The organism is Bacillus cereus group sp. MYBK108-1, from assembly GCF_051917185.1.
Lineage (GTDB): Bacteria > Bacillota > Bacilli > Bacillales > Bacillaceae_G > Bacillus_A > Bacillus_A cereus.
The window spans coordinates 32,873-45,801 of the sequence record NZ_JBQAHZ010000038.1; the positions used below are offsets into that span (position 1 = coordinate 32,873).

The following is a 12,929-nucleotide window of genomic DNA, read 5'->3' on the forward strand; positions in this document are numbered from 1 at the left end:
ATACCGAAATGGAGGTGAATGAAATGATGATTAATAAAGCCTATAAGTTTCGTATCTATCCAAATCAAGCACAAGCAATTCTAATCAACAAAACGATTGGTTGTTCCCGCTTTGTATTCAATCATTTCCTATCCTTATGGGATCACGCATACAAAGAGACAGGACAAGGCTTGACCTATGGTACATGCTCTGCCAAACTCCCTGCCATGAAGAAAGATTTTGTTTGGCTCAAAGAAGTGGATAGTATTGCGATTCAGTCGTCTGTTCGCAACCTTGCGGATGCTTATACGCGCTTTGTCAAAAAACAAAACAGCGCCCCGCGCTTTAAATCTAAGAAGAACAACGTACAATCTTATACCACAAAACAAACAAATGAAAATATTGCCGTTGTAGGGAACAAAATAAAGTTGCCGAAACTAGGCCTTGTTCGATGTGCCAAAAGTCGTGAAGTAGAGGGACGTATTGTAAGTGCCACTGTTAGACGAAACCATTCTGGCAGATATTTTGTGTCACTATTAGTTGAAACAGAAGTACAAGAACTTCCGAAAACACATTCTTACATTGGAATAGATGTAGGACTAAAAGATTTCGCTATTTTGTCAGATCGAACACCCTATAAAAATCCGAAGTTTTTCCGATCATTAGAAGATAAGTTGGCGAAAGCACAGCGTGTTCTTTCTAGAAGAATGAAAGGATCTTCTCGGTGGAATAAACAACGAGTCAAGGTAGCTAGAATTCATGAATACATATCAAATGCTAGAAAAGATTACTTGGACAAAATCTCAACCGAAATCATCAAAAACCACGATGTTATCGGTATAGAGGATTTGCAAGTATCGAATATGTTAAAGAATCATAAGTTAGCAAAAGCAATTAGTGAGGTATCATGGTCACAATTTCGAACTATGTTGGAATATAAAGCAAAATGGTATGGCAAACAAGTCATTGTCGTATCGAAAACATTTGCTTCCAGCCAATTATGTTCTTGTTGTGGATATCAAAATAAAGACGTTAAAAATTTAAACCTACGTGAATGGGACTGTCCTTCTTGTCGTATACACCATGATAGGGATATTAACGCAAGTATCAATCTAAAGAATGAAGCAATAAGGCTTCTAACCGCAAGGACTGCGGGGTTAACCTAAGTAAAGAGTTCGATAGAACTCTTTACTTAGGTTAACCCACTTTCACTTCTAAACGAAGTGAAAGTGGGGGTAGTTCAATTCGGTGTAATTGGTGGCCTTTCAATCATTTTAAATGTAATTTTATATTTTATGGCCCCAAAGATTCACGGTTTAATGAAAGGCATAAAATAAAAAAATTGTGCATAAAAACTTGTTATAATGCAAGTTTTTATGCACAGTTTTTTTGAATAGACATTCAGTTTTTTTAATATATAAATAAAATTGATAATAATTATTTATATATTTTTTGTATGCTAGTTCATCGAGATTGCAAATTCTGAGTTCGGTGCCCCAGCGAATACGATTGTTCCGTTCTTCGGCAGTTTCACCTTGTTATTGCCACTCAGAATGGTGAAGTTGACGCAAACTCCCTTCTCATCATACACCGCAAATGAACCATTTGATGGCAACGTCACGGTCATTCTTTTCTCTGCTGCAATCTTCTTCAGTTCTCGGCTAGCTACTTCTTCATTAGTTACAACTGTAGTCTTATTATCAGAGAATGCTTTCGCCCCTGTTGGTAGGATCATAAGCGCTAATGTAGCGACTAACACACCAGTTAGCTTAATTTTCATGAGGAAATTTCCTCCTTAGATAATTGATCGATTTTATTATTAATTTATTTAACTATGAAACTATGATAAATTTTACTCGTCTTTACTTTTAAACTACTTAGTAAATTCAGCAAGTAAAATATTTTTAAAAGGATCAGGACTATCAGCTTTAAGGCTATTCAAATTGACGGCCAAGGTATGCTTACCTCCAAGTGTGCCCCCAGCAAAAGTTAAAAAGCCAGGAATGGTTCCTCCATGCCACCATATCGATACACCGTTTGAAAGCTTCATTTTGAAAATTCCAAGCCCGGAATCACCAAGTTCATCTGTTCCTGTAGGGACTGTTGTAAGCATTTGCTTTAGTTGCTGTTCTTTCAGTAATTTGCCTCCAAGTAAATAAGAAAAGAATTTGTTTAAATCATCAGCTGTAGAAATCATATCTCCGGCCGAGCTCCCCATACTTGGGTTATAATAAGTAACATCTTTTGACTCACTTGCTCCGTCTAATTGGATATATCCACGGGCATGCTTGGTTCCTGGAATGACACTTGAATTTCCAGGTAAGAATGTATTCGATAATTCAAGTGGTTCAATAATTCGATTTTCAATCTCTTCTGCATAGCTGTTCCCAGTTACTTTTTCAATAAGAATTCCTAGTAATGCATATCCTGTATTTGAATACGACCAGCTCTTTCCTGGAGCAAAATCTGGAGGCATGGATATTCCCATCTTTACTAATTCTTCAGCAGTATAAGATTTTTTTGTATCCATCATATTAAAATCCTTTGACCTTGTGTAATTAGCGATACCACTTGTGTGGTTCAATAATTGCCGGATAGTAATCTGTTTATCATCATATCCATTTCCTTGAATGACACCAGGCAACCATTTTTCAATAGAATCGTCTAGATTTAAGCGGTTTTCTCCTGCTAATTGAAGTACAACTGTTGCAGTGAACGTCTTTGTCACGCTGCCAATCCGAAAACGAAAATCTGTTTTCATTGGTTTCTTGGTACTCAGATCAGCTACACCAGCCGCATAACTCCATGTTTTTCCACCCTCAGAAGTTTTAGCAAGTATCCCTGGATATCCAAGTTTTAATGTATCCCGCATTGCCTCTTTGACGGAATTACGATCTCTTTGGTTGCTTCTTTGTAACGAACTAGATACATTTTGAATGGACTCCGCTTTTACACTTACGGTTGGCGTTGTATATAACAGGGAACCTCCAGTTATTAAAAGGGCTAAACCTGTACATGTAATGTGACAGTGCTTTTTCATTAAAATATTCCTCTCCCCTATTCATATTGTATAGATGGTTTTTTACTGTTTTTAAACTAATCACACGGCTTTCATCTTAACTAAAGACAAAAGTACGATATTGAATTTGTAATTATTCTTATACCCACTATTTCATAAACAAATTTCTGACCTGAAAATGCCCTATCCTTTTCTTACAAGTGTGTTAACCTTTGTAATCTCTCTTTTCTCCCATACAAGTCTTATTAATTGATTTGTTTTTTCATATAAATATATAGTATTTGTTCCTCCTCTCACTCTTCTTTACATTTTAATCATACACAATGAAAATCTCCTTTTTCTTACCTCTTCCTTACAAATTCCTTACGTTCAAAATCACTTTTATAAATAAAGTCAAAAAACGCATAAAAACAAATCCTAGACAATTGCTGAGACTTTAGTTCTTATATTTACTACCTGGATATTAATCAGAAATTTTGTGTAGTTTAATCGCGGCTCCTTGATAAAATTAAATATTCCGGCAATAATGTAGACAACCCATTTCTTAACCATATTCCATGATTGGAGCAGTTAGCTTTTGAAAACTGCTCTTTTTCATCTTTACTCTTTTTTTTACTTATTAACCACTTCTCCCGAATACTTTTGTATTATCTAATCTTCTTTTCTGCTGAACTATATTTTTCATTTAATTCTCGCAACTAACTATAAAATATATTATAATTTTTATATATTTAATTTTTAAAATTATCTAGGGGTAGATAAAATGCCAGTTACACTAGAACTTATTCTCTTTATTCTTATAGCAATTAGTGCCATTGGCTATTTGATTAAAGAATTTCAAAAAACTAGGAAAAGGACACTTGGAATTTCACTAGAGTTTTTAATTCTTTTCTGGTCAATATGAAGAATATCAACTATCATAATCTAATTTGTAAAATATGTTCTTTTAATAAGTATTATCTGTTTCGGTTTTTCTAATTTAATTATCCCTTGCCACAAAGTTCCTATTTTATTGAGTTGTAATTTGACGTATTGTGTATTTTGTAACTTCAATTTTTATACAAGCAATAATTTGTTTATAAAAGTATTAAGGATTAATAGAGGTGATTTAGATGAACAGATTTCGAAAGAAGAATATTAAATCTCTAGAAACTTTTGGGGATGCTTAGCATTCGGTGTACTAATTTTTGTTATCTTCTTAATTATGGATTTAAAAGATACACCTTTAAGTACATTAAGCTGGAGAGACTGGTTAGGTTCTGCAGTAGGCGCAGCCATTTTATGTATTGGTATGTTTACTTTAAATAAATTGGATTTAAAATAAGTGTTACGTTAACACTGTATGTAGACTATATATCGAAACTCATTTAAATGTGGTTTTCTCTGTATATCCTTGTATTAAGTAGTTATTTTTTGCTAGCTGCTCTTTTATATGCAATCACGTAAAAATATTTTCATATAAGCCATTCATTTCCACAAACTTCTTTATTTATCAAATAAAGACCGTCTATTTATTTATAAAACCTCCCTTTATCTTAAAAAGCTTCAAAAATGCCTATTCAGCATTTGTACTAATTTTAAGCAATTTAAAATATCCCAAAGTAATCCTCATTAAAATGCAAAGTTCTACTCGTTTTTATGTTTTATATAAATAAACTGATTTATTAACACATCTATATCTTGACTTAAATCTAGCACCTGCTGATGTCTAAATCCATATTTATCTACAAGTTTAATTAATTCTACTTTCTTGTCTTCAATTAGTTTTTGTAAGTTTCTCATCTCCATATCTATTAGAACTCCTTTTTACGATTTAGCAGTTAAATTATATTATAGATATGAAAATAAATAAACTGGAATTTTTGGTAATAGAATGAAATTAAGACGAGTCTAAAATACACCAAAATCATATATATGAATAAATACATTTAAATTCTTCTATGATAATGTTATAATATTATTAACCAAGAAGTATCCAACAAATTATGATTAATCACTACATTTTCTTTCAGAATAAGTCAACATATAAAAAGACACTATGTATACATAGTGTCTTTTTATATGTTCTAATATTAATTGAACATAAAAGGGGTTATATACAATTGAACGCCTCCCGCCTACTCACTGGGCTGTGCCCCTTCACGGTCCTTGAGGAAGGAGTCTTCTTGGTTAAAATGATAAATAAGCGCATATACTACAAAGATTCGTTCCATGGCTAATCCTCTATTTAATAATTAAAATATTTTTATATAGTATTTTAATTTAAAGATACTATTTTAAGCTCTTATTTTTTCTCCAAAAACTTTATTAATATCCATTTAATTGTTGTTCTTCCATAAGTTCAATGTTTCGTTTATTATTTATGTATGTTTGAATTTCGCTACAAAGATTAGGATATAGAAGGATGTTTTACAATTCATCTAACGGCATCCATTTAACACCTGTTTGATTTTCATCTGGATTATCCGAAAGACAATGTGTTTCTCCTTCTTTTAACTCATATTCAAAAATCGTTGTTAGCGAATGAACTGTCCCATATTTCTCTTTATTTTTAAAGGGTCCATATTCATATAAAAATGCCACTTGTCCCACATTAATTAAAACAGAAGCTTCTTCTAATACTTCTCTTCTAACTGCTTCGATCAAAGTCTCTCCTTTCTCAACGTCTCCATCTGGCAAGTTATAATGTAATCCATTCTCATCTTTAAATTCAACTAATAGTAAATTGCTATTTTTAATGATTAATGCACTTGTTCTTACTCTAATTGGATATGTCATAGATATTCCCTATTTCTGTCTTTATGTAAATCATTAATATGTGTATCATCCAATTCATTGTCCCCTTCGCTTATTTTATTGTATGAGAATATATATTGTTACTTTACATACACATAGACTCATTCTGAGGGTCTGGCTCCATACCACAAAATAATATTAGAGGGGCACCTAGCATTATTCACATGTACTGTATACTGTCGAATCAATTCAAACGATTAGTTTATAGAGAAAACAAAAAATATTATTAAAATATCGTAGAAGATGCGGAGTAATAATTCTTGGATGAGCTGCATAAACAGCCAGAAATGAAGAGAGAAGAGGAAACAGTATTTTTTTATCTGAAGAAGAACGTGCTGGATAATATAAAAACGAAGCTAGAAGCATAGAACTGTAACTAATTGATTTTATTCATAACATTTCTAATGGGGTATAAATTATCAAAAATGTCTTTAAAGGGATTTCAAATCTTTATGAACATGAAAACTATTAAGTCTATAGGATGTTTAAATCCTCCGAAAAAATTTCACTTTACAGATAAATAAACATCCTATAATTGTTAATCAGTTATCATTAACTCCTCAATTACTTTAATATTATTAAGGGTCTCCTCATCAGTTGGTAAGAAACGAAGAACCATTTGATTATGATGATAAGTCTGTTTATAGTCTTTTAGCTGTAAGTAGCAAAACGCTAATTGTTTATGCGGTAACCAAGTTTTAAAGGGCTGTTGTTCAATGAAATGAGCAGAATTTGCTGAAGGTGCTTCTATAGCTTGATTATACCAATAGGCAGCTTGAGAAAACTGATTATTCTTAAGAAAGAATTCACCTAAGCGACAGCTAAATTCCGGTTGAGGAACATCGTATTCTAAAGACTGAAATGTTATTTCTATTTCTTTTTTAAAATTTCCGATTAGATGATAACAACTAGCTAATTTATGCATAACAAAAAGCCTGTGTTTTAATTGGATATCTTCGTAATCTAAGAACTTGTTATAAAATTCAATGGCTTGTTTATATTTTTTATGTTTATGTAATTCTCTAGCATAATGAAATATATCGTGAACTGTCATCTTACCATTATTTTTTTTCAAAAATTGTTCATATAGTTTGAGATTTCGATCTGATTCATAATCGGCATAAATTTTTTTATGGGTGACTATAATGTCACTTTCGAGACAATTATACTGTTCATGAATACTTAGATCTTCATGAACAACGCCATGCCATTGAAAATTTTCACTTCTTTTAACTAATCTATTGCGGCGAATGCTGGTTAAAACATTATTGAATTTATCAATTTCTGCGTGATAAATCATGGAAACCGCATCAATTTTTTGAGTGAGTGATTGTTTTAAATTAAGTAGCTTTTTACGTTCTTCTGGTAAAAGTATATCATCAGCGTCTAACCATAAAATGTAATCCATTGAAGCTTGATGGAAAGAATAATTTCGAGCTGCTGAGAAATCATCTATCCATTTAAAATCTAAAATTTGTTTCGTCCATTTACTAGCTATTTGTTTCGTTTGATCTGTTGAGCCTGTATCTACAATGATTATCTCATCAGGAATGTCTTTAACTGATTCTAAACATCTATTAAGTGTTTCAACTTCATTTTTTACAATCATACATAAACTAATTGTAATCATCTGAGCACCTCTGTTATAGATATCTTTATTTTATTTGAATTTAGATTTTCCACCTAAAACGTAGTACCTAAACGAATCTCAATAGGTGGGGCTCTAAGTAGTTCGCGTTGTAGTTCTCGAATTGGTTTTATAGCTCGTAGTTCAACTATCATTTCAAGAACAATATTCCGGTACTTATTCACATCATCTAATATCTCTACCCTAGTTTTCCCTTGATATTGGTTTGCATCTACAATAATTATAATTTTTTCAATTAACCAATCACCTCAATACCCATAATCTGCACGCCAATAACAAGGTTGGTAAAAATAATCAAAAGAATGTAAAAAATATTGTCTTACATGCGTTAGATCTTCAAAAGCACTATCACTTGATCCATAAGGCACTTTAAAAACTGCTTTTGCATTTGGTTTAGCAATGCGATGTAACTCTTCCATTAAAAATAAAGGATATTGTATGTGTTCTAATAAATGTTCAGCTAAAAATTGATCAATACTATCATTTTCAAAGGGTAAACGCTTATTTTTACAATTATCTAAATTAGCGACAACATCTACTCCATCTTGTTTTACTACATCAAGGTTTATCCAGTTTTCGAGAATGGTCCGGCCACAACCTAAATGTAGATTTTTCTCTCCCATAAAATCACCTCATTTTAGTTTATTTTTATTTATGTTGTTCTTAAAAAATGCTAAATGCAATTTTTTACATGAGATATTAGCTTAATTTTTGGTACAATCCATGGACCACCAAGCTAATGTTGTGAGTCATACCTGATTAAAAGATTTCTCTAACAACGAAAAAGAATCTCCTAAGGGGTAGAGTCTTTTCTCATAATATTTACATAGTTTCCGGATGCAAAAGTACCTTTAATTATCACTGTTAGTGTTTTATATTCGCTTTAGGGATTGACTCCTACTCCAACTGGAGCATTCTCCACCGGAATAGTCTTAATCACGCTATTTGTTATCCTATCAATCACGGAAACGTTGTTACTATTTGGATTTCTTACGTAAATTCGATTGGTAGATATTGACCCGGTTGATCCCGTTGCCCCAGTCGATTCCGTCGGAAATGTAAAAGGAGGAATTGGTAGAATTGTCGGACCAATTAAATTCAGATTGAATACCCATTCGTGCACAATCTCATGTGATTTAAACTCATTTTTCTCTGACAAAACGATATTAATAATGACTTCATCTTATATATATTCGCTTAATCGACGCCCTAAAAAAGTATTTTATACTCTGAAAACATGACAACAATAAACACATTCTGCAATTTGATTTCATCATAAAAGAAATATTTTCCAAAATAAAGCACAAAAAAAGAGCCATTTAGCTCTCTTTTTGGTAATTTATTTTTTACGGAATCGGAAATCCAACTGAACTAACCCCCATAAAATAAGAAGAATAAAAGAAAAATATGAGAATACATATACAACTGTGAGAAAAATGTGTTCTTTGTTTTTTGTTATGGATAAAAAAGGAGGTTATGTCTGATGAATATCGTTCACATAGAAACAAAAAATTATTATACAAGTGACAAAGAAAATGAAATGGAAACTATACCGATTATAAAGCGGATATATTATGAAAATGGAGAGATTAAATTTGAAATATTAGAGGAGAAAAATTTTCCTACGACATAATTGGATAAATAAGGAGAATGATCATTCTTTATGAGAAGGGATAATCCCTCTTTTTATATTACGGCTAACGGAGTTTATGTGGACTAAATTTTAGAAAGAAGGCATTGAAAATGAATAAGATATGTTGTAATTGCGGTTCTAGAGCAATTAGACAAGGTTCATTAGATTCTCAAGTATATTTAAAATCTTTTAGTACAAATAATCTCTTTAATCAATTTTCTAGATTAATTATTGATGTTTGTACGGAATGTTGTGCCGTCTTATCTATTAAATTAGAACATTAGAAGTGTTTAAAAATAGAAAATAAACACCACTGATAAATATAAATTATGTGAAAGAAAAGTCCCTTCAGATTTTCTGAAAGGACTTTTCTAAGTTTTTAGATAGATGGCCTGCTGATAAGTAGGGTTATGGTAACTAAAATTATATAGGGTAAGTTTTTGTAAGTATTATTACCAGTAATGCGTCAAATTCCCATGAAAAATAGTTTAAAAAGAAGCCCATATATAAAATCATATAGCGATTTTTAATAAGCTTTTTCTTTGTTGCAAAAAAGGCAATCTACAGTTAGTTATTTTGAAAAATCAGCTCATTTTTTCTTTTTGAGGAACAATGAATTTCTTAGCTTGATGGGTATGTGGCTCGCCAACTAATTTACATACAAAGTAAGTAAAAAAATAACATTAGATTCTCACCATATTGTAGGTTTCTCTGAAATGGGTATACCAGTTATCCATAACTTCCTTCTTAATACCTTATATTAAAATATATAATAAATAAAATGAGATTAACCCTTGAATTACTCGTTAAAGTCATCTTATCTATTGTCGTCTATTAACTTGTACCAACTTTCTTACTTAACATCAGTTATTCATAGCAAACCAATAGGAACTAGAGCTATATCTTTTATTAATGTACATTTCAGTTAATTTAAAATAATAATAGAATTCATCATATTATATGCTTAAAAACAGCAACAACCTGTTACTAATCTACATTATGTTCATTGATTAGAATGATAAAGTACTTTGGGTTTTGCTTCAAATTTAAAATTACTTAGATCGATATTTAACAATTTGCTTGATACAAACTGTATCTAATTATAAAAGAAAGTTTATGGAATACCATAAAAAAAAGGGCTGTAAGCCCCTCCCACAATCCCTCATTAATCACCATTAAAGGATAAAGTGTTCATCTAATACCGTATACCCATATAAAATTATACTCTAACTCCACGTTATTTATAACTAAAAGGATTCGGATATCGACTCCTTTTTTCGTATTCCTTTTCTTCATCATACTTCAAATTTACCCATCTACCTTTTAACTTTAACCCATTTATAGTTAATTTTTCCACCAAAATCGTTGGTCACAATACCTTTGACAAAAGAACGTTGTAAATATGACCTTCCTTGTTGGTAGATCAGCGCTACTACTTCATCTTCTAATAATATTTTCTCTGCTTGTTTCATTGCTTCCCAACGTGCCTTTTCTTCATCAGCTAAATCGATTTTCACCTTATGTATTAGTTCATCATATTGCTTATTGGTATACTTATCAAAGTTATATGTACTATCTGTCGTAAATAAATCTAAGAAAGTAAAAAGATCCGGAATATCAGGGCCCCATACATCAACACCTATGTCATAATCGCTATTGAATAACAATTCGATTTGTTGTTTACGTGACTGAGGTTTAATATTCACGGTTAGTCCGTTCAAATTCTTTTCAAGTTCACCCTTTAAATACTCTGCATTTCTCTTTGCTAACGCATTATCGCTTGTTAACAATTCCAATACTACTTCCCCTTTACCTAGTTCTTGTTTGGCTTTTTTCCAGCTTTCCTTCGCTGCATTCACATCATATTTTACTAAATTCCCACTCACTTTCCCGAAGTTTTTTTCATCCGTTCCCCTCGCAAAATTGAACGGTGCAATCCCTTTTGCTGGAAGTGAACCATTGTTTAAGACCATTTCTACAAAAGCTTTCTTATCAAGCGCCTTACTGATCTTATACATAGTAAGGTATGTGAAATTATAGTTTAGTATAAATAAAAAGGGCAAGAATATTTTTCCTTTTATCCCAGAAATAAGTACATTTAGCAATGAATGTACTCATTTCCAAAACTTCCACCAGGATTTGCCGCTATTTTTTCCTGTGCTGATACAATAGTACGTTTAGCAGCTTGAACCTCTCTGACCATCTTCATATGATTATCATCTCTTAGCTCTAACCTTTTTTCTATCCTTTCTTCACGTTCCTTACAATCTTTCAGATCTTCCTCTATCAATCTATTTCTTTCTTTTATATCCTCTTCTATCAATTTGTTCTTTTGGTCTATGCGATCACCTAGTCTCTTTTCCATTTCTAATAGGTTTGCTTGATGCACCTTATTAATTTCTTCTATCATTAGAAGAGAAATTGGCGAAAGCGCAGCGTGTTCTTTCTAGAAGAATGAAAGAATCTTTTCGCTGGAATAAACAACGAGTAAAGGTAGCTAGAATTCATGAATATATGACGAATGCTAGAAAAGATTACTTGAACAAAATCTCGACTGAAATCATCAAAAGCCACGATGTTATTGGTATAAAGGATTTGCAAGTATCGAATATGTTAAAGAATCATACGTTAGCAAAAGCAATTAGTGAGGTATCATGATCACAGTTTCGAGCCATGTTAGAATACAAAGCAAAATGGTACGGCAAACAAGTCATTGTCGTATCGAAAACATTTGCTTCAAGTCAATTATGTTCTTGTTGTGGATATCAAAACAAAGACGTTAAAAATCTAAACCTACGTACATGGGACTGTCTTTCTTGTCGCACACACCATGAGAGGGATATTAACGCAAGTATTAATCTAAAGAATGAAGCGGTAAGGCTTCTAACCGCAAGGACTGTGGAGCTAGCCTAATCAATTAGAGTTCGATAGAACTCTTTACTTAGGAATCCCTCTCTTCTAAACGAAGTGAAAATGGGGGTAGTTCAATAGATAAGAATAATAATCCTTTCTATACCGACCAAATCACTTTACCAGGCTATCAATTGCCACCTCGCTCTACAGATAAAGAGGATATTGAGATGCTTTTAGCTGGGCTTCGTACAGATTTAGACGGATTCCATGGCAGTGAAATTCATACCTTGATACGTGCAGGGAAAATCAGAATGGACATTGCATTAAGGATGTTACTACCAGAATATATGAAGAATATGAAAGGAACCTCTAATCCTATATTTCCTCTGAAGATGTTCATTTTTTTGTTTTGAATTGTATAACCATTTGTTGAAAGAATTTCTTCATAACTATTATGATACGTGAAATTTTTATTGGTTGGATTTATTGGTGGCTATAATAATGTCATACATCCATATACCCATATAGCTGTTGTATCTCTAAAAAATAAAATAAAAGAACAGCATCTAAATGGCTCAGAACCTCTAGAAAATGATAACAACTTACACTCAATTTCATATGAAATATTTGCTGAAGGATGTGAACCAGTTAAAGGCACAATTTCAGTATCTCTAAAAGAAATCTTCAGTTTTTAAAACTGTGGCAAACTCATCATCTAAAGTTGCTAGTGATACATTATGTATTTGTTCAGACACAAAAATAGGTTGTAGAGAAGACTTTCTTCACAACCTGAGAAAACACTTCTCTTAAGATAGAGAAGTGTTTTCCCTTCATTATTGATTAGAGCTAGAAGATTGTGATTTTTTTGCAGCTGATTGTGCATTTTGTTTTTTCACTGCATGTACATCTGTTTCAGTTGCAAATTCTGTACCATAGCTAGCATTTGCACTTTGTGCACCTGAAGCTTGGGCTTTCTGTGCCTCTGCTTGTGCATTCGCTTG

General features: G+C 32.1%; 10 protein-coding genes and 5 pseudogenes. 5 read left to right on the top strand and 10 right to left on the bottom strand.

Translation table 11 applies throughout. The features are described 5' to 3' along the window. Positions 1 to 23 precede the first annotated feature (23 nt). Positions 24 to 1,145, top strand: coding sequence for an IS200/IS605 family element RNA-guided endonuclease TnpB (tnpB, locus tag ACTFSL_RS29000; RefSeq protein ID WP_063538721.1), 1,122 nt, complete (start codon positions 24 to 26; stop codon positions 1,143 to 1,145). A 293-nt stretch (positions 1,146 to 1,438) separates the two neighbouring features. On the opposite strand, the pseudogene ACTFSL_RS29005 reads toward tnpB, so the two are convergent. Both ACTFSL_RS29005 and ACTFSL_RS29010 read right to left on the bottom strand, forming a co-directional pair. After that, positions 1,439 to 1,621, bottom strand: a pseudogene (locus tag ACTFSL_RS29005) (hypothetical protein); the annotation flags it as partial. A 231-nt stretch (positions 1,622 to 1,852) separates the two neighbouring features. Next, the gene (locus tag ACTFSL_RS29010) at positions 1,853 to 3,019 is read right to left on the bottom strand and encodes a serine hydrolase domain-containing protein (RefSeq protein WP_063538725.1); all 1,167 of its coding nucleotides are present in this window, start codon (positions 3,017 to 3,019) and stop codon (positions 1,853 to 1,855) included. A 1,091-nt stretch (positions 3,020 to 4,110) separates the two neighbouring features. On the opposite strand from ACTFSL_RS29010, the pseudogene ACTFSL_RS29015 reads away from it, so the two are divergent. Continuing rightward, positions 4,111 to 4,322: pseudogene (locus ACTFSL_RS29015) on the top strand (hypothetical protein). Between the two features lie 302 nt (positions 4,323 to 4,624). Here the strand turns inward: ACTFSL_RS29015 and ACTFSL_RS29020 are convergent. From ACTFSL_RS29020 to ACTFSL_RS29040, 5 genes are all read right to left on the bottom strand, one after another. Continuing rightward, positions 4,625 to 4,786, bottom strand: coding sequence for an aspartyl-phosphate phosphatase Spo0E family protein (locus ACTFSL_RS29020; protein WP_063538727.1), 162 nt, complete (start codon positions 4,784 to 4,786; stop codon positions 4,625 to 4,627). Positions 4,787 to 5,407: 621 nt separating this feature from the next. Beyond that, positions 5,408 to 5,776: an NUDIX domain-containing protein gene (locus tag ACTFSL_RS29025; RefSeq protein WP_063538729.1), complete on the bottom strand. Its 369-nt coding sequence runs from the start codon at positions 5,774 to 5,776 to the stop codon at positions 5,408 to 5,410. Between the two features lie 556 nt (positions 5,777 to 6,332). Further along, complete coding sequence (locus ACTFSL_RS29030; RefSeq protein ID WP_088338846.1) at positions 6,333 to 7,424, bottom strand: tetratricopeptide repeat-containing glycosyltransferase family 2 protein; 1,092 nt, start codon at positions 7,422 to 7,424, stop codon at positions 6,333 to 6,335. A gap of 266 nt (positions 7,425 to 7,690) precedes the next feature. Then, positions 7,691 to 8,065: a class I SAM-dependent methyltransferase gene (locus ACTFSL_RS29035; RefSeq protein WP_063538733.1), complete on the bottom strand. Its 375-nt coding sequence runs from the start codon at positions 8,063 to 8,065 to the stop codon at positions 7,691 to 7,693. Positions 8,066 to 8,325: 260 nt separating this feature from the next. Further along, complete coding sequence (locus tag ACTFSL_RS29040; RefSeq protein WP_306426818.1) at positions 8,326 to 8,565, bottom strand: exosporium leader peptide-containing protein; 240 nt, start codon at positions 8,563 to 8,565, stop codon at positions 8,326 to 8,328. A 360-nt stretch (positions 8,566 to 8,925) separates the two neighbouring features. Between ACTFSL_RS29040 and ACTFSL_RS29045 the strand changes: the two genes are divergently transcribed. Then, a complete protein-coding gene (locus ACTFSL_RS29045; protein WP_001028234.1) occupies positions 8,926 to 9,075 on the top strand; it encodes a hypothetical protein in 150 nt (49 codons plus the stop codon). Positions 9,076 to 10,391: 1,316 nt separating this feature from the next. Here ACTFSL_RS29045 and ACTFSL_RS29050 read toward each other — a convergent pair. Both ACTFSL_RS29050 and ACTFSL_RS29055 read right to left on the bottom strand, forming a co-directional pair. Next, positions 10,392 to 11,084: pseudogene (locus ACTFSL_RS29050) on the bottom strand (ABC transporter substrate-binding protein); the annotation flags it as partial. A gap of 105 nt (positions 11,085 to 11,189) precedes the next feature. Continuing rightward, positions 11,190 to 11,485 (bottom strand): annotated as a pseudogene (locus tag ACTFSL_RS29055) (DUF3967 domain-containing protein); the annotation flags it as partial. Here ACTFSL_RS29055 and ACTFSL_RS29060 point away from each other — a divergent pair. Both ACTFSL_RS29060 and ACTFSL_RS29065 read left to right on the top strand, forming a co-directional pair. Next, positions 11,473 to 11,988, top strand: a pseudogene (locus tag ACTFSL_RS29060) (RNA-guided endonuclease TnpB family protein); the annotation flags it as partial. The pseudogenes ACTFSL_RS29055 and ACTFSL_RS29060 sit on opposite strands and share 13 nt — an antisense overlap. 413 nt (positions 11,989 to 12,401) lie before the next feature. Beyond that, complete coding sequence (locus ACTFSL_RS29065) at positions 12,402 to 12,623, top strand: hypothetical protein (RefSeq protein WP_142292835.1); 222 nt, start codon at positions 12,402 to 12,404, stop codon at positions 12,621 to 12,623. Positions 12,624 to 12,761: 138 nt separating this feature from the next. Here the strand turns inward: ACTFSL_RS29065 and ACTFSL_RS29070 are convergent. Beyond that, the coding region (locus tag ACTFSL_RS29070; RefSeq protein ID WP_440042826.1) for a gamma-type small acid-soluble spore protein at positions 12,762 to 12,929 on the bottom strand (168 nt) is incomplete at its 5' end.